General features: G+C 54.9%; 20 protein-coding genes. 7 read left to right on the plus strand and 13 right to left on the minus strand.

Features of this window, described 5'->3' with window-relative positions; all coding sequences use genetic code 11:
• Positions 1–177 precede the first annotated feature (177 nt).
• Entirely contained in the window at positions 178–519 is a 342-nt protein-coding gene (gene clpS / locus ACFOWX_RS01755; RefSeq protein ID WP_381421063.1) for an ATP-dependent Clp protease adapter ClpS, read from the plus strand.
• A gap of 44 nt (positions 520–563) precedes the next feature.
• Here clpS and ACFOWX_RS01760 read toward each other — a convergent pair whose 3' ends face one another.
• On the minus strand, positions 564–3035 hold the full coding sequence (locus ACFOWX_RS01760) for a glycoside hydrolase family 31 protein (protein WP_381420727.1): 2472 nt from the start codon (positions 3033–3035) through the stop codon (positions 564–566).
• 163 nt (positions 3036–3198) lie between these two features.
• On the opposite strand from ACFOWX_RS01760, the gene ACFOWX_RS01765 reads away from it, so the two are divergent.
• Entirely contained in the window at positions 3199–5820 is a 2622-nt protein-coding gene (locus ACFOWX_RS01765; protein WP_381420728.1) for an alpha-amylase family glycosyl hydrolase, read from the plus strand.
• A 13-nt stretch (positions 5821–5833) separates the two neighbouring features.
• On the opposite strand, the gene ACFOWX_RS01770 is transcribed toward ACFOWX_RS01765, so the two are convergent.
• Positions 5834–7018, minus strand: coding sequence for a glutathionylspermidine synthase family protein (locus tag ACFOWX_RS01770; RefSeq protein ID WP_381420729.1), 1185 nt, complete (start codon positions 7016–7018; stop codon positions 5834–5836).
• Positions 7019–7131: 113 nt separating this feature from the next.
• On the opposite strand from ACFOWX_RS01770, the gene ACFOWX_RS01775 reads away from it, so the two are divergent.
• A complete protein-coding gene (locus ACFOWX_RS01775; protein WP_381420730.1) occupies positions 7132–7776 on the plus strand; it encodes a DUF1190 domain-containing protein in 645 nt (214 codons plus the stop codon).
• Between the two features lie 75 nt (positions 7777–7851).
• Here ACFOWX_RS01775 and ACFOWX_RS01780 read toward each other — a convergent pair whose 3' ends face one another.
• Genes ACFOWX_RS01780 through purE form a run of 9 tightly spaced genes read right to left on the minus strand, consistent with a single transcriptional unit; the run spans position 7852 to position 17143 of the window.
• A complete protein-coding gene (locus ACFOWX_RS01780) occupies positions 7852–8265 on the minus strand; it encodes a DUF3035 domain-containing protein (RefSeq protein WP_381420731.1) in 414 nt (137 codons plus the stop codon).
• Positions 8266–8318: 53 nt separating this feature from the next.
• Positions 8319–8852 carry a signal peptidase II gene (gene lspA / locus ACFOWX_RS01785; RefSeq protein ID WP_381420732.1) on the minus strand — a complete coding sequence of 178 codons (534 nt, stop codon included), beginning with the start codon at positions 8850–8852 and terminating at the stop codon, positions 8319–8321.
• A complete protein-coding gene (gene ileS / locus ACFOWX_RS01790) occupies positions 8849–12055 on the minus strand; it encodes an isoleucine--tRNA ligase (protein ID WP_381420733.1) in 3207 nt (1068 codons plus the stop codon). The genes lspA and ileS overlap by 4 nt, the downstream gene beginning before the upstream one ends.
• 51 nt (positions 12056–12106) lie before the next feature.
• Positions 12107–12949 (minus strand): hypothetical protein, encoded by an 843-nt coding sequence (locus tag ACFOWX_RS01795; protein ID WP_381420734.1) that lies wholly within the window; start codon positions 12947–12949, stop codon positions 12107–12109.
• 25 nt (positions 12950–12974) lie between these two features.
• On the minus strand, positions 12975–13898 hold the full coding sequence (locus tag ACFOWX_RS01800; protein ID WP_381421065.1) for a bifunctional riboflavin kinase/FAD synthetase: 924 nt from the start codon (positions 13896–13898) through the stop codon (positions 12975–12977).
• A 2-nt stretch (positions 13899–13900) separates the two neighbouring features.
• On the minus strand, positions 13901–15085 hold the full coding sequence (locus ACFOWX_RS01805) for a dipeptidase (protein ID WP_381420735.1): 1185 nt from the start codon (positions 15083–15085) through the stop codon (positions 13901–13903).
• A complete protein-coding gene (locus tag ACFOWX_RS01810; protein ID WP_381420736.1) occupies positions 15082–15597 on the minus strand; it encodes a dihydrofolate reductase in 516 nt (171 codons plus the stop codon). Before ACFOWX_RS01810 ends, ACFOWX_RS01805 begins: the two co-directional genes overlap by 4 nt.
• Before the next feature lie 23 nt (positions 15598–15620).
• On the minus strand, positions 15621–16691 hold the full coding sequence (locus tag ACFOWX_RS01815) for a 5-(carboxyamino)imidazole ribonucleotide synthase (RefSeq protein ID WP_381420737.1): 1071 nt from the start codon (positions 16689–16691) through the stop codon (positions 15621–15623).
• On the minus strand, positions 16688–17143 hold the full coding sequence (purE, locus tag ACFOWX_RS01820) for a 5-(carboxyamino)imidazole ribonucleotide mutase (RefSeq protein ID WP_381421067.1): 456 nt from the start codon (positions 17141–17143) through the stop codon (positions 16688–16690). Before purE ends, ACFOWX_RS01815 begins: the two co-directional genes overlap by 4 nt.
• 242 nt (positions 17144–17385) lie before the next feature.
• Between purE and ACFOWX_RS01825 the strand changes: the two genes are divergently transcribed.
• Complete coding sequence (locus ACFOWX_RS01825) at positions 17386–17976, plus strand: GGDEF domain-containing protein (RefSeq protein WP_381420738.1); 591 nt, start codon at positions 17386–17388, stop codon at positions 17974–17976.
• Positions 17977–18015: 39 nt separating this feature from the next.
• Here the strand turns inward: ACFOWX_RS01825 and gpmA are convergent, their stop codons facing one another.
• Positions 18016–18702, minus strand: coding sequence for a 2,3-diphosphoglycerate-dependent phosphoglycerate mutase (gpmA, locus tag ACFOWX_RS01830; protein WP_381420739.1), 687 nt, complete (start codon positions 18700–18702; stop codon positions 18016–18018).
• A gap of 146 nt (positions 18703–18848) precedes the next feature.
• Positions 18849–19067, minus strand: a complete 219-nt coding sequence (locus tag ACFOWX_RS01835; RefSeq protein ID WP_381420740.1) for a hypothetical protein — start codon at positions 19065–19067, stop codon at positions 18849–18851.
• A 250-nt stretch (positions 19068–19317) separates the two neighbouring features.
• On the opposite strand from ACFOWX_RS01835, the gene rfbF reads away from it, so the two are divergent.
• From rfbF to ACFOWX_RS01850, 3 genes are all read left to right on the plus strand, one after another.
• A complete protein-coding gene (gene rfbF / locus ACFOWX_RS01840; RefSeq protein WP_381420741.1) occupies positions 19318–20088 on the plus strand; it encodes a glucose-1-phosphate cytidylyltransferase in 771 nt (256 codons plus the stop codon).
• Positions 20085–21155 (plus strand): CDP-glucose 4,6-dehydratase, encoded by a 1071-nt coding sequence (rfbG, locus tag ACFOWX_RS01845; protein ID WP_381420742.1) that lies wholly within the window; start codon positions 20085–20087, stop codon positions 21153–21155. Before rfbF ends, rfbG begins: the two co-directional genes overlap by 4 nt.
• Before the next feature lie 84 nt (positions 21156–21239).
• Complete coding sequence (locus tag ACFOWX_RS01850; RefSeq protein ID WP_381420743.1) at positions 21240–22013, plus strand: TylF/MycF/NovP-related O-methyltransferase; 774 nt, start codon at positions 21240–21242, stop codon at positions 22011–22013.
• The last annotated feature ends 10 nt before the right edge of the window (positions 22014–22023 follow it).

A 22023-nucleotide genomic window follows, 5' to 3' on the forward strand; every position in this document is an offset into this window, starting at 1 on the left:
CCCAGCGGCAGGAAGCAGTGGCACCCCGGTTATGCTGATAGAGAAGCCGTCCTTTTGCATCATGCGAAAGGGCGGCTTTCCTTTTTGTCCGCGAAGTGAATTTCACGTTGCGGGGCGTTCGCCGATTTTATGTTATACGCTCTTGCGGGGCGGCACGGCTTATCCTATTTTGGACAGATGATCGTTCCAACCAATCAGAATGAAGATGACGGCAATAGCGGCCGCCCCGGCGTTGGCCTTGCCACGCGCACCCGGCCCAAAACGAAAAAGCCGAGCCTGTATAAAGTATTGCTGCTCAACGACGATTATACGCCCATGGAATTTGTCGTTCATGTGCTGAAAGCTTTCTTTCAGATGGATACCGATCAAGCGACCCAGGTGATGCTGCATGTGCATCAAAAGGGCGTCGGGGTCTGCGGCATATTCCCCTATGAGGTCGCCGAGACAAAAGTGACGCAGGTAATGGATTTCGCCAAAAAGGCGCAGCATCCGCTGCAATGCACATTGGAAAAAGCGTAGCCGTTATGCCGGGCTGTGATCCGGCCGGTTCAATCGTTGCCGCACTAGTTAGCGGCTGAACCCGACCGGACCGCTATATTCGCTTTGTCTCCGCGCCAGGGGAAGTTGATGGTCAATGTCCTACCGGATGCTGAGTAAGCAACACCCGCCTTGTCCCCGCCATTCAAACCGCCTTTGTTCACGACCATTTTTTTGCCATCGACCATAACCCGGCGCGGCGCTTTATCGATATTGTGAACAATCACCTGCATCTGGCGCTGTGCAGGCTGCCCGGCATAGGCTTTATGGCGTTCGCGGGTCAGGCCGATCAGCAAGGTGTCTTTGACATAGGCCGATTGGAAATTGAGCAATTCATACAAGCCCTTTTCCTGCGAAGCGGGCGTTATGCCATCATCATCATATATTTGGCTGGTCGACGCGGTCACGCTGCCATCATGATAATAATGAAGCTTCAGCCTATCGGTCCGATAATCGCGCAATGTATCAATATCGCCGATGGCCGGGATGAAGGCACCGGCGCGAACGAAGACCGGTATGTCTTTGATTGCAACGGGCACAGATACGGTTTGCCCTCCGAAAAATTTCGCGCCCGTCCAATAATCAAACCATATCCCGGCGGGTAAGGGCACCGATTTACTGGTCGCGGCTTTTTGCGTTACCGGCGCAACCAACAGGTCATTGCCCCACAAAAAAGCAGACTGGTCGGTAAACATCGCCGGATCGTCGCTGGCAAAGGCGAGCGGGCGGGTCATTGGCATGCCCGTGCGGCTATTTTGCCAAGCGGCGGTGTAGAGATATGGCATCAAGCGGTAGCGGGTGCGAATATAGCGGCGGACAATATCCTTTGTCTGCTCATCCTGAAACACCGGTTCAGCCGGAATTTGCTCTTGGCTATGCGGACGGAAAACGGGCTGAAAAGCTCCAAATTGGAGCCAGCGTATATACAGCTCCTTGTCAAACGCCACCGCCGTCTTGCCGTCATCCACCGCCGAATCCAGCGCGACAAATCCGCCCAGATCCGAATGACTATAGGCAAGACCGACGACGCTCATTTGCAGGGCAATTTCAATTTGCGCCTGTAATGCGGGCCATGTTTTACTGACATCGCCGGACCAAGGGATGATGCCGAAACGCTGTGTCCCGGCAAAGCCGGAGCGCATCATCAAAAATGGCCGTTGGTTTGGAAAATCCTGTGCCCATTTTTCCGACATCATCCGCGCCCATTGGTGGCCATAGGCATTATGCACCTCGTCCGCACCCCAATTGGGCGTATGCACTATGTCCGATGGATGCGCCTCCGGTTCGCCCAGATCGCCCCAAATTCCGGCGACACCTTGATTTAACAAATCGCGATTTTTTGCCCAAAACCAATCGCTCGCCTTAGGATCGAACATATCGATCAGGCCGCCATTGCCGAAATAAAAATCAAATGTCTTGGGCTGCCCCGCTGCATCCCGCGCCAGAGCTTGATTGGCCAGCGCCTCCTCCCACCGTTTCGATGTGCTCAGGATGAAAGGTTCGGTTATCAATATGGTGTTGACGCCCTTCTTCTTGAAATCGGCGATCATGCCTTCGGGATTGGGAAAAGCGCTGCGGTTCCAATCCAGATTGCCCATATGCCCCTTAATATCCGGACCGAACCAAAATAGGTCCAAAATCACCGCGTCGAGCGGGAAATCCTCCGCGAAATGCTTATCGACAACGCTGCGCGTTTCCGCTTCGGTGCGATAGCCAAAACGCGATGCCATATTGCCAAGGGCCCAGCGCGGGGGGAGTGGCTGCTTCCCGGTAATAGCGGTATAATTTTGGACGATATCAGCATAGCTTTGACCCGCAACCACAACATAGGCGGCCCGCCCGCCCGACGCTTTTACCTGAAGGATATTGGCCTCGCTTTTGCCCAAATCCATTTCGCCGCGCGCGCTATTGTCGAATAGCAGCATATATTTCCGGTCTGATATGACCGCCGGAACGCCATAATACATGGCATCGGAACGGTCGGAATAGCCATAGGCCCCGCGATTATCGAGCGGTAATATTTCGCCGCGCCGGTCCATGCCCAGCACGCGCTGCCCCCCGCCCCAAAGCCTTTCGGAGGCCGTTAAGTCGAAGCGGAAACCACGGCTTTTGTCATCGGTGAAGAATCCCTTTTCTTCGGATAATAAAGCCGCGCCTTGCCGGTCATAGCGCATCCGCAGCGGGGATTTTTCAATCGTCGCCGTCATTGCCGGTGTGCGCAGTAGGATACTGTCTTCATTTTCCTCCACCTGCACATCGGTCTGCTGCGTCTCACCTGACAAGGCAAAGGATGGGAATTGCTTGTCTTCGTTGATGTCATAGACAATTTCAAAGGCATCGGCGCTGACCGCGCGGACGGTCACATTGCCTTCATCTGTGGCAATGGATAAAGTTTGCCCTTCCAATTTATGACTGACATATTCGCGTGCGCCGGCAAATGATGGCAGGGCCGCGAGCAGGCATATCGCCCCATATATAATCAAGCCGGGATAACGCATATTCTCTCCTCCGCCATCGCCCTCCAAATGGCGATGGTTGGCGTCTAGGCCTAAAGAGCGGGCAATGGCCGTGCAACACGCATTCGTATACATGGTTGCAATATGCTGCCACCTTCGCACTATCGTATCGGAGAACCGTTAAAACGGCGAGGTGGAGGGAATATTGAAAAAGCATCGCGCAATCGCGGCCATGTTGGTGATGGCGGGCACGGCCTATCCGGCATATTCAGCGGCACCCCAAGATGAACCGAAACAACAGCTCGGCCTTGGCCAAACTGCCGTGGCGGATGTGTGCGCGGGTAACGGCGCGCTGCATGTGGCATCGCCCGAATGGCGTGACCAGATAATCTATTTCCTGATGCTTGACCGTTTTGCCGACGGTGATCCGTCCAATAATGATCAGGGCATGGGCGAATATAATCCCGCCGATCCAAGCCGTTATAGCGGCGGCGATATAAAGGGAGTGACGTCCCGGCTGGATTATATAAAGTCGCTGGGCGCAACGACAGTTTGGACTACCCCGCCCATTGCAAATCAGTGGTGGTCGCAGGTCGCGGGCTATGGCGGCTATCACGGCTATTGGGCGCGCGATTTTACTAAGATCGACGAACATTATGGGGACATAAGCGATTATCAGCAATTATCCTGCGGCTTGCATCGCCGCGACATGTATTTGGTCATGGATATTGTGGTCAATCATACCGGTGATTTTTTCAATTATGATCAGGCGAGCGGTACGGCCGATCCTGCGGCTGGATACCGGCCGGCCAATCCGAATAGTCCGAGCAGCGCGCCTTTATCCTATCCATTTAACCTGAACGATCCGCGCCGGGAAAAAGATCGCGAAGCCGCCATTTACAATTGGACTGGCGAGCTGTCCAATTATGGCAATCGGGAGGCAGAAACCACGCAGCAGCTTTCGAAACTCGATGATATTAACACCAAAAATCCCGCTGTTCGAAAAGCATTTAAGGATATTTTTGGCGACTGGATATCCAATGCCGGTGTCGATGGGTTCCGGGTCGATACGGTGAAATATGTCGAACCGGAATTTTTCGAAGATTTTTTATATGCCCCCGACGGCATCCTGAAACGGGCAGAGAACACCGGGCGAAAGGATTTCTTTGTCTTTGGCGAAGTGAAGGAAAATGCCCCTGCATTCTCTTTAATCAGCGAAGCGAAAATGCAGGAATATTTCGGTCCTCGTCCGCTCTTCCCCTCGCTGATCAACTTTCCCTTGCAAGAAGAAATGCTGCGCGTTTTTGCGCAAGGCCTGCCGACCTCAGCGATGACATATCGGTTGGAGGCGATGAAAAGGACCAATCCTGATCCAACTTTGGCCGCCAATTTCGTGGATAATCACGATATGCCCCGTTTCCTGTCACAGGGAAGCATAGCGGGGTTCAAACAGGCTTTGGCGATGATCTTCACCTTGCCCGGTGTCCCGATGATCTATCAGGGCAATGAACAAGGCGAAGCAGATACGCGGGCGGCGATGTTTAAGGGCGGATATGGAGCAGACAAAGACCGGTTCGACACCCAATCCGACCTGTTCCAATTCATCCAAAAAATGGCCGAAATACGAAAGGCCCATACCGCCTTGCGCCGGGGCGAGCTGACCGTGCTGGCGGATAATAAAAATATGGCGGGCGCGTTTGCATTTCGCCGCGATGGGGAAGACGGGAGTATCCTCGTCATTATCAACAGCGCCGATCATCCCAGCTTGCTCACCACCATGCCGGCGGGGCTGGTGCCCTTTGCTGAATTGACGCCCGTTTTCGGCCCCACCGGGCCAGCGGTCACAGCCGGTGACGGGTCGTTGACAATGGAATTGGCACCGCGCGAGATACGGATATTAAAGCTTCCCAATGACGCAAGCGCTGGGGAGGCAATTGGAGCCACCGCGCCGCGCGATGCCCCGCATATCATTATCGACACGCCGCTGCCAAATGCGCCGTTGGACGCGGATTATCAGCTATCGGGCCGCTGGACTGGCAGCGACAAAATGCTGCAGCTCGTTATTGATGGCGATTTGAGCAATGCACAAAACATTCCCGTTGCGCCCGGCGGGAAATGGGCCGCGACGCTGAGCGCGGGCGACATTGGAACGCATGACCATCTGGCCCAAATTTATGCGCCCCAATCGGGCATAGTTGGCCCTGAAATTCCCTATGAGACACAGCGAAACAGCGCCGATTGGGAAGCGCAATTTTCCGATCCTAAATATGATGATAAAGGACCGGATGGCGATTATGCGCCGCCGACCGATCCCGGCTTTCGCGGACAGCAGGATTTTGTTGGCGCCCATGTGCGCACCGGCGGCGATATATTGGAGGTGGAATTACAGATGCGGGCGACGGGGGCCGATTGGAGCCCGGCAAATGGTTTTGATCATGTGTCCTTCACCAATTTCTTTGAACTACCTGGACGGCGGGGGCTTACCCGCTCGGTGGATATCGATGGCCCGATGCCGCGCGGATTTAGCTGGTCGGCGATGCATAGTATTTTCGGTTGGGGCAATAGCATGAAAATGCAGGATGGTCAGAAAATCGGCCGCGCCCCGTCCGTGTCGGTCAATCATGCCAAACGGACCATCACCCTATCCTATCGTGCCAGCAGCCTAGGCCTGAAAAGCTGGAAAGGCGTGCGGATATATTTCACGAGTTTTGACCGAGAGGGCGAAGGTGCCACCCGCAAAATCACCCGGGAGGGCGGCCCAATGGTTTTTCGCGGCGATCCCGCTGGGCCTAAGGTGATGGACGATATGCTGATTGAAATTCCTTAGGCCGGATACATGCCTAACCGATAGCCTGTCCCTCCTCCAATATCACGTGGGGGATATATAAAGCGCTGTCGCGGGTAATCGGCCCGCCGTCCTCGCGCACCGAAAGGCCGACTGCATCTTCGCCGACGATCCAGCTGCCGATGACGGCATACCGGTCCCCAAATTGCGCCAGCGGGGCATAGTCCTGCACGATATAGCCTTCGGCGCCATAGCCGCCCACTGGGCCTTGTGCGCTTATGCCATCGCCGCGCAATTCAATATCCCAACCTTCGCGGGAAAAAAGGGGCTTGCGGACATGACGCGGCCCAAGCGCTGCCTTTGCCCGGTCGTCATCATCGAAAGCGGCAGGTAGCAAATTGGGATGCCCCGGATATTCCGCCCATAACATGGGCAAAATGCCCTTGTTACTGAGCAATGCTTTCCATGCAGGTTCGATGAATTGCGTCCCCGATCCGGCAACATTGGCCGCAAATTCTTCGCGCAGCATATCCTCCCATGGATAGAGTTTGAATATCCGGTCGATCAGCATTTCGTCCTGATCCACAAAGCGTCCATCGGCATTGATGCCGATCGCGTTTATCGGAACAAAATGCGGCTCTAACCCTGCTTGCCGGGCCAGATCCTCTAAATAGGCGACAGTTTGCCGGTCCTCCACATGATCCGCCACGCTGGCAAAATGAATGACCGATTCGGATGGCACAATTTCGTCAAAACGCTTCACCAATGCCTCGTGGAGCGAATTAAACTGATCGGCATCTTCGGGCAGGCGGCCTTGATCGATCAATTGTTCCAACCAGTGCCATTGGAAAAATGCAGTTTCATAAATGCTGGTCGGGGTATCGGCATTATATTCGAGCATTTTGGCCGGGCCTGTGCCGTCATAGGCAAAATCAAACCGGCCATAAAGCGACGGATCGCGATTTTTCCAAGAGTTCGCGACAAGGTCATAATAGCGCGCCGGAATGGCGAGCTTAGCCATCAATTCCTCGCTGCGCACGATCTTGTCTACGAGCCGCAGGCACATGGCGTTTAATTCGGCCGACGGGTCCTCTATATCCTCCTCAATCTGCTGCAGCGTAAAGGCATAGGCATAGCGTTCATCCCAATAACGCTCCCCATCAATATGGTGGAAGGTAAAACCAAATGCCCTTGCGGTATCCTGCCAGTCGGGCCGTTCGGCGATGCTTAATCTGCGCATATATGGGGGCGTCCCTATTGAAGATGGCGGAGCGAAAACCGCCGGATAAACCGAATATTATCTTTTCCCCTGTAACGCGTTAAAGTTAAATTTTGAATGGGGAAGCAGTAAAAATGGCGGGTAAATCAACTTTATATCGCAAAAAGACAAAGCGGTCCTTGGCCGCCGGATTCACGGCGCTGGGATCGGCAACGATGCTGGCGGGATGCGGTTCATCCGCGCCGACCGATGAACAGCCCGCCGCTGCCGCCCCGCAAAGCCAAGAAAGCGATAAGGTTTACGCTTATCGCTCGGTCGGTGAATGTACGGCAGCGAAAATCTATTCCGAGCAAAAATGCGAAGAGGCTTACGATGCCGCGCGCGAAGAAAATGAGAAGACCGCTAAGGTATATGATCAAAAACAAGCCTGCGAAGCGGAATATGGCGAAGGCAATTGTGAAAAGCGCAGGTCCGGTTTTTCGGGGGTCTTAATGGGCTATATCATCGCCCGGTCCATGGACGGCAATCGCTATTCCTATGGCGGGCTATATAATAACAAAAAAAGCGGCTTACTCTCAACGGCCAGCCCCGCCGTCATGCAAAATGGCACAAAAACCGCCTACAGCATTTCAAGCGGCGGATTTGCGGGGCAAAATACGGTCGATAAAATGCAGGATCAGCGCCGCCGCAGCGGCAGCAGCCTCGCGGCAACCGGTGGATTTGGAGGACGCAGCGTCGCATCTGCGGCCAAAGCGTCGGTCGGGTCCAAAGGCGGATAAACGGTTCCGCCTGACCGGCTTTTCCCTATCATCAAATACAGAGCCCGCGTATCTGCGCGGCCTTAATGCTGCCCTTTAATTGCCGGGCGTTGCCGCCTGCGCATTTTGGCCGTCACCTTCGGGGGCAGCGATAATATCGCGGGTCACGCTGCCTTTATTGACGGTGTTGGTATCGGGATCGCCGACCGAGCTGCGGATACCGGTGTCTGCACTGCCGGCATTGCTCGTCACTGCTTGCTGTGTTGCCGAACGCGGCGCTGGGCCGCCAAACAGCGCTTCTAAAACTTGATCCTGCGTCGATTCGCCTTGCGGGCGAGGTGCGCCAGGTTGCGGCGGGGTTAACGCGAAATCAGGCGGCACTACCAAAGGAGCGGCGCGCGAAACGGCAAATTCATCGGGACGGTTGCGATCAAAAATCCCGCTCGATCCGCAGCCCGATAGCGCCAAAGCCGATGCGGCGGCGGCCGATGCCAAAATATATTTACGCATAAAACTCACTCCATCATGATGTCGGATCGCGGGATAATCCGCGCGACATGAACTTAATCTGAAACGCTGTCGCTCGTTTCATTCGCTTCTTTTTCCTTCTTGCCCATCAGGAACGCGCGGGCAAGCAATATCAACACGCCGATGCTAATGCAGGCATCGGCCAGGTTGAAGATATAAAAGGGCCGGAATGCGCCAAAATGCAAATCGGCATAATCGACGACATAGCCATAGCGGACCCGGTCAACAATATTGCCCAGTGCGCCGCCCAGCACCAATGCCAGCGCCAGCACATCACCGCGCAGCTTTTCCCGGAACATCCAAATGCTGACAACAATAGCGATCACCGCGGTCAAACCAACGAGCAGCCAGCGCTCCATTTCGCTACCCGCCTCCAAAAAGCCCATCGAAACCCCCCGATTTTCGGCCCAGCGCAGATCGAAAAAGGGGATGATGTGAATGACCGACCGGCTTTTAAGCGCCAGCGGCCCGATCATCAGATATTTGACAAATTGGTCGGCAATGAAAATCAGGCTGGCGAGCATGATGCCCTGTAAGTGAAAACGCCGCGCGGGATTCATCTGGCTCATCCGTTCAAAACTCCATCACAGCGCCCACACAGCGCGCCATCCTCGGTCACTTCGGGCAAATGCCGCCAGCAACGGCCGCATTTATGGTGGGTGGTGGGCTTGGCGTGAACGAAGACTTTTAGATTAGCTGCGGCAGATTTGCCATTAAGCTCAAAATCACCCTTCTCGTTGGCAGTGATTTTCACGCCAGCAGCAATTAACAATTCGGCAAAATCAACAGACGTCAGAAGATTTTGGCTGGGCTCCCCATCCACATCAAGCCATACATCGGCTTGCAAGCTCGAACCAATAGTCTTTTCCCGACGCAGTGGTTCGATGGCTTCGTTTGCGGCAGATCGGAATTCGCGAATTTTTGCCCACCGCTCCACCAACTCGTCACCCCCGCGAAGGCGGGGGTCCATCTCCGGACCTGTCGAAAATTCACCCGCAGGTGATGGATTCCCGCCTTCGCGGGAATGACGAAGGTCGGGTAGAGGAGGCCATTCCAGCAAATGCACGCTATCGGCATCGGGGAAACGGGTTTTCCAAATTTCCTCCGCCGTAAATACCAGCACGGGCGCAGCATACCGCACCATTGCGTGGAACAGGATGTCCAGCACCGTGCGGCAGGCGCGGCGTTTGTCGGTTTGATATCCGCTCGCCGGGTTTGCATCGCAATAGAGGCAGTCTTTGCGGATATCGAAGAAGAAGGCGCTCAAATCTTCATTGGCAAATTCGCTGAGCAGTCGGACATAGCTGTTAAAGTCAAAGTCATCCACCGCCTTGCGCAGCTTCGCGTCCAATTCGGAGAGCAGATGCAGGACATAGCGCTCCAGCTCCGGCATGTCCTCCACCGCAACCTTCTCAGCATCCGAAAAACCTTGCAGCGCGCCGAGCATATAGCGGAATGTATTGCGCAATTTGCGGTATTGATCGCCCACCCCGCGCAGGATTTCATCGCCGATCCGGTGGTCTTCGGTAAAGTCCACCGACAGCGCCCACAGCCGGATGATATCCGCGCCGCTATTTTGCATGATCTTCAGCGGGTCGACGGTGTTGCCGACCGATTTCGACATTTTCAGGCCCTTTTGGTCCATGGTGAAACCGTGGGTCAGCACCGCATCATAAGGCGCGCGGCCACGCGTGCCGCAGCTTTGCAGGAGCGAGCTCTGGAACCAGCCGCGATGCTGATCGCTGCCCTCCAGATAGAGGTCGGCGGGCCAGCTGAGCTCGGGCCATTTGCCCGATTCCAGCGTGAAGACATGCGTGCAGCCCGAATCAAACCAGACGTCCAGAATGTCGAACACCTGCTCATAATCGTCGGCGTTATATTCACTGCCCAGATATTCCTGTGCGCGGGCGGCTTCCCAGGCATCGACGCCCTCAGCTTTGATGGCGTCCACAATGCGCGCGTTGACGCTCACGTCATTAAGATACTGCCCGGTCTTGCGGTCGACAAACAGCGTGATCGGCACGCCCCATGCGCGCTGGCGGCTGAGCACCCAATCGGGGCGGCCCTCAACCATTGCGCCGATGCGGTTGCGGCCCTTTTCGGGCACCCAGCGGGTTTCGGCGATGGCCTGCGTTGCGCGTTGGCGGAGAGTGCTTTCCCCTCCACCACCGCCTGCAGCGGCGGTCCCCCTCCCCATCGCAAGTCGATGGGGAGGATTGGCCGAAACTTCCTCCCCATCGACCTGCGATGGGGAGGTGGCAGCGCGAAGCGCTGACGGAGGGGCAATTTGCCGGTCCATCGGCACAAACCACTGGGGCGTGCAGCGATAGATGACCTTGGCTTTGGAGCGCCAGCTGTGCGGATAGCTGTGTTGGTAATCCGCGCTCGCCGCAAGCAAACCGCCAGCCTTTTTCAGATCTTCACAGATCGGGCCCCCAGTGCCGTCAGCATTAGGGGGCGCGTTGAATTTGGGGTTGATGACGCTCCCCTGCCCGCCAAGCCAGCCCCAGTCGGCGCGATATTTGCCGTCGCCTTCCACTGCGAATACCGGCTCCAGCCCGTGCGCCTTGCACAGGTCAAAATCATCCTCGCCATGATCCGGCGCCATATGGACAAGCCCGGTGCCGCTGTCGGTGGTGACAAAATCGCCGGGCAGGAAGGGGCGGGGGCGCAGGAAAAATTCAGCGAGTGGCGAAGCTGGATTGACGCTGTCCCCCTCCCGCTCGCGGGAGGGGTTAGGGGTGGGCAAATCCCCACCATCAGTAGGCCCACCCCCGGCCCCTCCCGCAGGCGGGAGGGGCGATTCGAACAGCTTCGCCATCGGGTGGCGGGCGATGGTTCCGGCTAGGTCGGAGCCTTTGAATGTTTTGATTACACCATCGCCCGGCTCAGCTTGTGTCAACGTGGCCTGACCATCAGATGTCATTCTCACCCAGAAATCGAATTGACGTTCCGCTGCAATTAAAATGTTCCGTTCTATAGATCGGATCAACACATACTCCACATCCGGCCCATAAGCGATCGCCTGATTGACCGGGATCGTCCAGGGCGTCGTTGTCCAGATCACCGCATGTGCGCCGACCAACTCCGGGATGGGCGACTCTACAATCTCAAACGCCACATCAATCTGCGTCGAGACAATATTCTCATATTCCACTTCAGCCTCAGCCAGCGCAGTCTTCTCCACCGGTGACCACATCACCGGCTTGGCCCCGCGATATAATTGACCCGACTCCGCAAATTTCAGCAGTTCGGACACAATCGTTGCTTCGCTGTCGAAATCCATCGTGAGGTAAGGCTTGTCCCAATTGCCGAGTATGCCCAGCCGCTTCACCTGCTCGCGCTGCACATTCACCCAATGCTGCGCGTATGCCCGGCATTCGGCACGGAATTCCTTGACGGGAACTTCGTCCTTGTTGAGCTTTTTCTTGCGATATTGCTCCTCAACCTTCCATTCAATGGGCAGGCCGTGGCAATCCCAGCCGGGCACATAAGGCGCGTCTTTACCGAGCAGGCTTTGCGTGCGGCAGACCATGTCTTTCAGGATATGGTTCAGCGCATGGCCGATATGCATGTCGCCATTGGCATAAGGCGGGCCATCATGCAGGATGAATTTTTCGCGGCCAGCCCGCGCCTCGCGTAGCTTAGCATAGAGGCCGTCTGCCTCCCATTGCTCCAGGATCGCCGGTTCCTTCTGCGGCAAGCCTGCCTTCATCGGAAAATCGGTTTTGGGTAAGAAGACAGTGTCTTTAAAATCGCGTGCGTCGGTCATATCGGATGCGGCCTTAGAAGAGCGCAGGCTTTACTGCAAGAACTTGCGGCATCACCGCTTCAATGCGGGGCCAAGCTCCGCAATATTATCGACCCAAATATAGCCATTATAGCTGTTGGCAATGTCGTTATATTGGGTTAGCTGCGTCAGGCCGGTTAGCTTTCCGTCCTTTTCATCTGCCGCTATAATCAACCGGACATTATGCGCCGCCATCCGTGCCATAAACCGGTCGGGCCAGCCCCATAATGTCATGCCCAGATCATCGAGCGTCAGGATCATGGTCCCGCCAACGCAGCTGGACGGCACAATGCCCGCCATGCCGCTGGTCCGGTAATCGCCGGCGCATTGCCGCGCCTTTGCAACCGAAAAAGCGGCGGCTTTGTCAAAGCGCTGTATATCGGCGTCTTTGGCCGCGAAAAATATGCGCTTTGGTCCGTCCGGTTCGGCGGGGGCGGTTTGAGCGGAGACGGCGGCCTGTATAGCGGCGGCGTCGCTCGCACTATTCACATGGATAAACTGGTCGGGCTTCGACAATGCTGTCATGGCTTCGGCTATCGGGGTGCGCGGCGTTACTGCCTTGCAATCCTTACCAAAAATGCGGGGAACTACGGGGGTGCCGTCCACCATTTCGCTGTTAATGACAATGCCGTCCGCGCCGCTGCCGGCCGCGCTTTGCAGCATTTGGGTGTCCTGCGATACGCTGGCCGCACCGTAACCCGCCGCCGCATCAATCGCGCATCCGCCCGCATCACGCGGCAGGTCAATGGGGCCCGATGCCACCAGCTTGGGCCGCCCGGTAGGATCAGGCGCAAGCCAGCTAGCGTGGAAAAGCGTGAATCCAAAAATCAGCAGCGCGACCGCCAATAGCAGCCTTTTCCCCCATTTTGGCGACATATTTCCCCCTATCGTCCGTTTTTATTTATCGCAGCAGCGTGCGCGCCGTATCACAATCCTGTGCCATCTGTATCTTTAATGCGTCCAGATCATCAAACTTCGCCTCCCCGCGAATGAAGGCATGAAATTCAACCTCAATCATTTGCCCATATAAGTCCTCGTTAAAATCGAAAATATACGCTTCGAGCAATTCTTTGGGCGGATCAAAGCTGGGGCGGATGCCGATATTGGCTGCGCCGTCCAGCACACGGCCATCGGGCAAGCGCACCTTCACCGCATATATGCCATAGCGGGGGCGCAGATATTGGCCCATATCGACATTGGCGGTGGGATAACCCAGTAGCCGGCCATTCTTGTCGCCATGCTGCACTTTGCCCTCTACCGCGAAAGGCCGGGTCAGCAAGGCAGCGGCACCATCCGGATCCCCATTTTTCAAAGCATCGCGAATCCGGCTGGAGCTGATAATCTCTGCGCCTGCCTGCACCGGACCAATGGCGATATTATCGAGCCCGCAGCCAGCCCCTATTTCGCGCAGCACATCGACATTGCCGCCGCGCCGCGCGCCAAAGGTGAAATCTTCCCCGGTCACCACGGTTTTGATGCCCAATTGGCGGACTAGCAATTCGGTAACAAAATCCTCTGCGCTGGTAGCAGCAAGCGGCGCGCCAAAATCGAATATCAGCATCGCGTCGGCCCCGGCGTCAGCAAACAGACGCTGCCGCTGATCCAGGCTGGTGAGGCGGAATGGCGGGGTGTCTGGTACAAAATGACGCACCGGATGCGGATCAAAAGTGGCGATTATCGCTGGGCGTCCCTCCGCTTTTGCTTTGGTGATGGCGGCACCTGCGACCGCCTGATGCCCCAAATGGAAACCGTCAAAATTGCCGAGTGCCGCGACCGATCCGCGTAGGTCGGCGGGCATGGGCTCGCCATGGTGCAACCGCCGGATCGTCACGATGCCCGCCCCGATTGCGGGATTATTCCGGCGGACAGCACGCGCAGGGCATTGAGCCCCATGACCGCGCGAATGTCTTGTTCGCTAAACCCCGCATCCATCAACGCCTGCGTCACCTGAACCAATTTTGACGTATCGAACCGCACGGTGACCGCGCCGTCATAATCGCTGCCCAGCGCGGCATATTCGATACCGACCAGATCGCGGACATGTTTGATGGCTTTTGCAATGGCGGCAGGCGAAGTGTTGCAGACTGCTCCCTCCCAATAACCGACACCGATCACGCCGCCGGTCGCCGCAACTCCCTTAATCTCCGCATCTGTAAGGTTGCGGTTTTCGCTGCAGGTCGCTTGCACGCCGCCATGGCTGGACACAATAGGACGTTTTGCGATTGCAATCACCTCTGCCACGCATTGATGACTGCAATGGGCAATATCGACGATGATCCCCTTGGCCTCCATATCGGCGATAATCTGTTTGCCAAATGGGGTCAGGCCGCCTTTTTTGAAGCCATGCATCGACCCTGCTAGCTCATTGTCGAAGAAGTGCGTCAGCCCCGCCATACGCACGCCGCCATCATATAGGCGCTGCAAATTTGTTCTTTTACCCTCCAGATTATGCAGCCCTTCGACCGACATCATCGCGCCCATGGGCCAATTGCGAGTCCCGCGTTCGGATATAAGCTTGGCGATTTGCGGAGCCGCCGTAATGACCGTCAACTCGCCCTTCGACGCCGCACTTGCTTGGGTTAGTTTCTGCGCATGATAAAGCGACCGTTCGAGCAGCGAGCTCCAGGTTCGCAATGGTTGCAGCTGAGCCATCACCAAAGGCGTTATATTATCGGTTTTATCGCTATTACTGTCATAATTTTGGCCGCGCGGTGTTTTGGTGACCGAACTGAAAATCTGTAAGGCGACGTTTCCCGTTTTCATGCGCGGCACGTCCATCTGCCCACGCGCGGCTTGCTTCGTAATGTCGCGGTCCCACATCAAACTGTCGCTATGCAAATCAACAATGGTCAGCGTTTTATGCAGCGCAGCCGCTTCATCGCTGACTTTGAGCAGCGGTTTGCCATCGACAATATTCATGCTGCGTTCGGTATAGCCCGGACCGAACAGCAGGAGCCCGCAAGCGGCGGCGATGATCAGGATCAGTAACGCAAAAACCAATTTGCGGATCATACCGCCGCAGTCCGCTTCAACGTAACGAAGCTATAGGCCGGAATTTTGTCGGTGGCCGGATGATCGGTCCGTCCGGTTTCGGTCCAGATTTCTGGATCAAACGGCGGAATGACCGTATCACCGTCTGGTGCACTGTGAATTTCGGTCAGCTCCACTCGGTCGGCGCGGTCCAAAAACAGGGCATAAATTTCGGCGCCGCCGATGATGCAGACATGGCCGGACCGCGCTTTTTTCAATGCCTCTTCGGGACTATACGCGATCTCGACGTCATCGTCCTCGCTATCCTCATCCACTTCCCATTCTGTGTCGCGGGTCAGGATAATATGCCGCCGCCCTTCCAAAATACCGGGCAGGCTTTCGAATGTTTTGCGTCCCATAATCATGGGGCGGCCTTTGGTTATTTGTTTGAAATGGCGCAAGTCAGCGGGAATATGCCAAGGCATATCGCCATCCTTCCCAATTACACCATTATCGGCTCTGGCAACAACAAGGATGATTTCAGGATGGTTCATATTATCCGGTTAGCGATTACCGTCTAACGATACAAGCGGGTAACATGGCCCATTTTGCGCCCCGGCTTTGCTTGGCCCTTGCCATAGAGATGCACATGCGCCTCATCATCGGATAGCAGCTTGGCTATGTCCGGTATTTTGGTGCCGATCAAATTATGCATTTCCACCCGTTCGGCGGTGCTGCTGGTATCGCCCAGCGGCAGGCCGCAAATCGCTCTGATATGATTTTCAAACTGGCTGGTTGTCGCGCCTTCGATTGTCCAATGACCGGTGTTATGCACGCGCGGCGCCATTTCGTTGAATATCGGCCCTGCGCTGGAGGCAAAAAATTCGCAGGTCATTACGCCCACATAATCCAGTGCCTCTGCGATTTTGGATGCCAATATCCGCGCCTTTGCAACCTGGCTTTCCACCATCGGTCCGGCAGGAACCGTTGATTGTGCCAATATGCCGCCTTCATGGCTGTTGCGGGCGCTGTCCCAGAAACGGATTTCGCCATCTGCGCCGCGAACCAATATCACCGAAAATTCGGCGTCAAATTCGACCAGCGCTTCTACCACTATCGGTTGGCGCCCCAAATCATGCCAGATATGCTCCAAATTGCTGCCTTTGCGCAGCCGGGCCTGTCCCTTACCATCATAACCCATGCGAATGGTTTTGGCGATTGCGGGCGTCCCGATTTTGTCAATTGCGTCGGCCAGCTGGTTGAAATTTTTCACTGGCATAAATGCCGCTGCCTTCCCGCCATGGCTTTCGGCGAAATTTTTTTCGGCAACCCGGTCCTGCGAAATTTCGAGCGGCGCAACCCCAGGACGCAGCGCCGCTTTTCCGATGATTTTCTTCAGCGGCTGTGCCGGGACATTTTCAAATTCATATGTCACAATGTCACAGCTTTTCGCGAAAGCTTCTAATGCGGTAAGGTCGTCATAGGCGGCGCATGTGAAAGCGGCGGACAGCTCGGCAGCAACGCTATCTGCCTCTGGTGCGTATATATGGCAGCGATAGCCCAGCTGCGCCGCAGCGGCGGCCATCATCCGGCCCAATTGCCCGCCGCCCAATATGCCAATGGTCGAACCGGGGGACAGCGCCGTCATTCGGGCGTCTCCGCCACAGAAGCCGTTTGCGCGCTGCGCCACTCGTCAAGCCGCGCCGCCAGCGCGTCATCATGTGTCGCCAGCATCGCCGCAGCCAGCAGGGCAGCATTGGCCGCACCCGCTTTACCAATTGCCAACGTGCCAACGGGAATGCCCGCTGGCATTTGTGCGATGGATAGCAGGCTGTCCATCCCGTCCAGCGCTTTGGACTGAACCGGCACGCCCAGAACCGGGATACGGGTCATGGATGCGACCATTCCGGGCAAATGCGCTGCGCCGCCTGCGCCCGCAATGATGCATTTTAATCCGCGTCCCGCTGCGCCTTTGGCAAATTCGTAAAGCCGGTCGGGGGTGCGGTGGGCCGATACGACTTTACATTCATGCGCAATGCCGAGTTCGGCCAAAATCGCGGCCGCAGCCTGCATGGTTTCCCAATCCGACCGGCTCCCCATTATGACGCTGACCACTATATTCGCTTCGCTCACCCAAATTTCCTGTTTTATTTCAACTGGCAGACATTTTTGCCTACACATCACGCTCCGCCTTGTAGCGATAGGGCGGCAACCGCGCAATTCCCGATTCATTGCGCCTACCGACAGCAAAAGTTACATGTTGTATCGTTAAAAAATGTTGCAAATTAAAACGGTTTCGGCTTCTAGCCAAAGCATAAACGAACCCCGGGTCGCAAAGGGGTATGATGATGAATAATATTGCAAAGCCAGGCGATGTGCATGGTAAGGGCGGGGACCAATTGACCGCGTTGGAAAAAGAAAACCGGCAATTGCTCTCCCGCATTGCGGAATTGGAGCGTCTTGTCCGTCGTGACACTCTGACTCCGCTTTACAATCGGCGGCATTTTATCGAAACGCTTGATCAGTGGATCTGGCGGGCGCACCGTTATGGCGGCGATTTTGGATTGATGTTTATCGACGTTGATCAGCTCAAAGCGATCAACGACCAGCACGGCCATGATGCCGGTGACAAGATGCTGATCACGATTGCCAAAGCCCTGCAAAATAGCGTTCGCCGCTCCGACATTGTGGCGCGCATGGGCGGCGATGAATTCGGCATGTTGCTGGAAAATATCAACGTCACCGCCTTGCCGGATAAAGCAGACAAAATCAGCAAGGCAATTTCAAAACAATGGTTCGATTATGAAGGCCATAGTTTGAAACCGGCTATATCCATAGGCTTTACCGCCATCGAAGGCGGGGTCGCCGCCGCCGAGCATCTGACACGCGCCGACAAATCCATGTATGAAGCGAAACAGGCTAAGCAGCGGTGATCTGAAGCCGTGCCGATATTGCGCTTAGCGATATTTGCCTTAGCTGTCGGCCAGATAATAGCGTTCGCCCGGCGCCAGATCACCGGCCATATCATACACAATCGGCTGTCCGGTTGGAATTTCCAGTCCCGTAATATCCTCATCCGATATGCCCGACAAATGCTTCACGAGCGCCCGCAAACTATTACCGTGGGCAGAGATCAGCACATCCTTTCCGGCCTTTAACTCCGGCACAATCGCGCTTTCCCAATAAGGCAGCACGCGCTCAATCGTGTCTTTCAGGCTCTCCGCGCGCGGCACCTTGATCCCGGCATAGCGTGGGTCATTTGCCATTTCAAAGGGCGACCCTTCCTCCATCGGCGGCGGCGGCACGTCGAAACTGCGGCGCCAGATATGCACTTGTTCATCGCCATGCTTGTCTCGTGTCTGCTGCTTATCAAGCCCGGTGAGGCCGCCATAATGGCGCTCATTCAACTGCCAGTTTTTGGTCACGGGTAGCCACAACATCCCCATTTCCTCCAGCGCGATATTCATGGTCTTGATCGCCCGGGTCTGCACGCTGGTAAATCCAATGGCGGGATGAATGCCCTTCTCCTTCATCAACGCGCCCGCCGCCTTTGCCTCTGCTGCACCTTTTTCGGTGACATCCACATCCCACCACCCGGTGAAGCGGTTTTCCAGATTCCATTGCGACTGGCCATGGCGGATGAGGATGAGTTTGGGCATTGGGCTTCCTTATAGATGAAATGATGGCTCGCTATTAGCGCGCCGTTTTGCGCCTTGCAATTGCCCGATCGCCAAAAGGCTATTTGACCGCAAAGGGACATGAAAAAAGACAGCGCATTTGGGCCGAGGCGACGGTTATATGATTGTCACACGGAGACGCGCTTGATGAGATTGCGATCCTTGTAGATTGTGGCATCAAAGCTGCGCCATGAGGCAGTCGTGGTTCGGCGCGGCACGGCGGGTTTTGCGCTGGATGCAGCGATGGCATGCAAGGCGCGCTGGCCGCCGATCAGAATGAAGCGAACGGGGTTGCCCAGCGCGTCGGTGGCGGCATTAACTTTGGTGCTCAAACCGCCTTTTGACATCAGTTCCAGCCAGCATAATTATTGACGGAATTACCGCATAAAACTGCGTGTAAAACAAGCCAGAGGCTTATCTGTCAGATAGCAAATAAATATTTGCAGCAAATGGATAATACGGCGCGCCATGACAGGTTGGAACAGCTTGTAGACAATAATGCGGCGTTTTATAGCATCTCCCCAACTCCTTGCTAGACGTATTACAAAGAAATGATATGTAGCACCAAAAATGTGAGTCAAACGCTAAGGATTAATAATGAAAACAGTCATTCTAGCTGGCGGATTAGGCAGTCGGCTTGGTGAAGAAACCTCTACACGGCCAAAACCTATGGTCGAAATCGGCGGCATGCCGATTTTGTGGCATATCATGAAAATATATTCTGCCGCTGGCCTGAAAGATTTTGTTATCTGCCTTGGCTATAAAGGATACATGATTAAAGAGTTTTTTGCCAATTATGTGCTGCACACATCTGATGTAACAATTGATTTGCAAAATAATTCCATGGAAATTCATGAAAAATGGAGCGAGCCGTGGCGGGTGACTCTGGTCGAAACCGGGGCGGATACGATGACAGGCGGGCGGCTGAAAGCTGTGCAGGCTTACCTGAAAGAAGGCGAGCCTTTTTGCTTTACATATGGGGACGGCGTAGCTGATATTGATATTGCCAAACTTGTTGCCTTTCATAAAGCGCATGGCGCGCGTGCCACGGTAACATCGGTGACGCCTCCGGGACGTTTTGGTGCGCTGGAATTTGACGGTGACAAGGTCGTGAACTTCGTTGAAAAACCGGCTGGTGATGGGGGGCAGATTAATGGCGGTTTTTTCGTTGCCGACCCCAGCGTGTTGGACCTGATCGACGGACCGGCATCGGTATGGGAGCAAAAACCCTTGGAAACGCTTGCCCATAGCGGCGACCTAATGGCGTATCGCCATAAAGGTTTCTGGCAACCTATGGACACGTTGCGCGACAAAATTCATCTGGAAGAATTGTGGCAGTCGGGTAACGCGCCTTGGAAAATCTGGTGAGCGAGGTAGCCTGCTGGAAGGGCCGCAATGTATTGATTTCCGGTCATACCGGTTTCAAGGGAAGCTGGCTGACATTGTGGCTGCATTCGCTTGGCGCCAATATAACCGGTTTTTCACTGCCGCCGCCAACAAAGCCCAGTCTTTTCGAAGAGGCAAATATTGCCGAGCTAATCAACCATATAGAAGGCGATGTACGCGATCTGGCTGCGGTAGATGCTGCTTTTAAAGCCTCCCAGCCGTCGGTGGTTTTCCATCTTGCGGCACAGCCGCTGGTACGCCTGTCTTATGATGAACCTGTCGAAACCTATTCGACCAATGTCATGGGCACAGTGAATTTTCTGGACGCGGCTAGGCGCTGTAAAACAGTTGACGCGGTTGTGTCCGTGACAAGCGATAAATGTTATGAAAATCGCGAATGGATATGGCCCTATCGCGAAAATGATCCGATGGGTGGGCACGATCCCTACAGCAGCTCGAAAGGCTGCGCGGAGCTGGTCATATCGGCGTATCGCAATTCATTTTTTCCGGCATCTTCGATAAAAAATGGCGGCGTAGCAGTGGCATCGGTCAGGGCGGGTAATGTTATTGGCGGAGGAGACTGGGCCACAGACCGTCTGATCCCTGATATTATCCGCGCATTTCAAAAAAACGAAAGTCCGGTTATCCGCTCACCAAATTCGGTGCGCCCTTGGCAGCATGTGCTTGAAGCTCTGGGCGGATATATCCAGATAGCCGAGCGCCTGATCGCCGATGAAGCCGAATTTGCGGATGGTTGGAATTTTGGCCCCGCAGATGATGACGCCAAGCCTGTTTCTTGGATAGTGGAACAACTCCAGTCATTATGGTCCGGAGCAAATGAAGCCATCCCCTTTACCGGCGAAATGCCGCACGAGGCAGGCCTGCTCAGGCTTGATTGCTCAAAAGCATATAGCGCGCTCGGATGGCGTCCGCGCCTTCCCCTAAAAGATGCTTTACAGTGGATTGTTGATTGGAGCAGCGAAGTCGGCGGGGTCACGAATGCCCGTGAAGCGACAATGCAGCAGATAGAAAAATATCGCCAGCTATAGCATATTATCTGTAATTTTTCTGGTCCGCTGGCCTAGCGTGATGTGCGAAATTCAAAGATAATAACCGAATTAAGGACAATATAAATGACCGAAGAACTCAAAAAAATAGATGGCGAATTTACGCAACGCGGGAATGCGGAAGCTGAAAATGACACGAAACTCCATCAGTTTGCAAAGCAACGTTATGTTGACGGCGGCTTTGGTTCGCAGTGGAATTATCACAGCCTAGTCTATATGAAGCGGCAAGTTCTGTCGCGCGTACTGTATCAGGATCAACTGTATCGCCGTATCGTAAATGTACCGGGCGTAATTTGCGAATTCGGTGTGCATTGGGGTGCGACTATCGCTAATCTTGTTAATCTGCGCGGCATTTATGAGCCGTATAATCATTCGCGGCATATTTTCGGGTTTGATACTTTTAGCGGATTTGCAGGTGTCGATGAAGCTGACGGCGGCTTTTCTGCTGAGGGGGATTATTCGACATCTGAGGGCTATGAGACCGAGCTCAACGAGATTCTAGCGCTGCATGAGAGTTTTTCTCCGGTTTCCCAGCTCAAGAAATTTGACCTTATCAAAGGCGATGTCACGCAAACGCTGCCGAACTGGATGGAAGCAAATCCGCATGCCATTATATCCATGGCAATATTCGACATGGATATTTATAAACCCACAAAAGAAGCATTGGAGATGATTATCCCGCGCCTAACAAAAGGCTCAATGCTGGTTTTTGACGAACTAAACTGCAAGCACTTTCCGGGAGAAACACAAGCGTTAAACGAGGTTCTTGGCCTGAACAACCTGCGTCTTGAGAGATTCCCGCATCAGCCATATTGCGCATATGCCGAATTCGGCGCGTGACGATTATTAT

This window comes from Sphingorhabdus arenilitoris (genome assembly GCF_042651485.1).
Lineage (GTDB): Bacteria > Pseudomonadota > Alphaproteobacteria > Sphingomonadales > Sphingomonadaceae > Sphingorhabdus_B > Sphingorhabdus_B arenilitoris.

Excerpts from the sequence above, each read along its gene's own strand:
- clpS (WP_381421063.1), top strand. The coding sequence starts at position 178 with ATGATCGTTCCAACCAATCAGAATGAAGATGACGGCAATAGCGGCCGC.
- ACFOWX_RS01760 (WP_381420727.1), bottom strand. The coding sequence starts at position 3,035 with ATGCGTTATCCCGGCTTGATTATATATGGGGCGATATGCCTGCTCGCG.
- ACFOWX_RS01770 (WP_381420729.1), bottom strand. The coding sequence starts at position 7,018 with ATGCGCAGATTAAGCATCGCCGAACGGCCCGACTGGCAGGATACCGCA.
- ACFOWX_RS01775 (WP_381420730.1), top strand. The coding sequence starts at position 7,132 with ATGGCGGGTAAATCAACTTTATATCGCAAAAAGACAAAGCGGTCCTTG.
- ACFOWX_RS01780 (WP_381420731.1), bottom strand. The coding sequence starts at position 8,265 with ATGCGTAAATATATTTTGGCATCGGCCGCCGCCGCATCGGCTTTGGCG.
- lspA (WP_381420732.1), bottom strand. The coding sequence starts at position 8,852 with ATGAGCCAGATGAATCCCGCGCGGCGTTTTCACTTACAGGGCATCATG.
- ileS (WP_381420733.1), bottom strand. The coding sequence starts at position 12,055 with ATGACCGACGCACGCGATTTTAAAGACACTGTCTTCTTACCCAAAACC.
- ACFOWX_RS01795 (WP_381420734.1), bottom strand. The coding sequence starts at position 12,949 with ATGTCGCCAAAATGGGGGAAAAGGCTGCTATTGGCGGTCGCGCTGCTG.
- ACFOWX_RS01805 (WP_381420735.1), bottom strand. The coding sequence starts at position 15,085 with ATGATCCGCAAATTGGTTTTTGCGTTACTGATCCTGATCATCGCCGCC.
- ACFOWX_RS01810 (WP_381420736.1), bottom strand. The coding sequence starts at position 15,597 with ATGAACCATCCTGAAATCATCCTTGTTGTTGCCAGAGCCGATAATGGT.
- ACFOWX_RS01815 (WP_381420737.1), bottom strand. The coding sequence starts at position 16,691 with ATGACGGCGCTGTCCCCCGGTTCGACCATTGGCATATTGGGCGGCGGG.
- purE (WP_381421067.1), bottom strand. The coding sequence starts at position 17,143 with ATGGGGAGCCGGTCGGATTGGGAAACCATGCAGGCTGCGGCCGCGATT.
- ACFOWX_RS01825 (WP_381420738.1), top strand. The coding sequence starts at position 17,386 with ATGATGATGAATAATATTGCAAAGCCAGGCGATGTGCATGGTAAGGGC.
- gpmA (WP_381420739.1), bottom strand. The coding sequence starts at position 18,702 with ATGCCCAAACTCATCCTCATCCGCCATGGCCAGTCGCAATGGAATCTG.
- ACFOWX_RS01835 (WP_381420740.1), bottom strand. The coding sequence starts at position 19,067 with ATGTCAAAAGGCGGTTTGAGCACCAAAGTTAATGCCGCCACCGACGCG.
- rfbF (WP_381420741.1), top strand. The coding sequence starts at position 19,318 with ATGAAAACAGTCATTCTAGCTGGCGGATTAGGCAGTCGGCTTGGTGAA.
- ACFOWX_RS01850 (WP_381420743.1), top strand. The coding sequence starts at position 21,240 with ATGACCGAAGAACTCAAAAAAATAGATGGCGAATTTACGCAACGCGGG.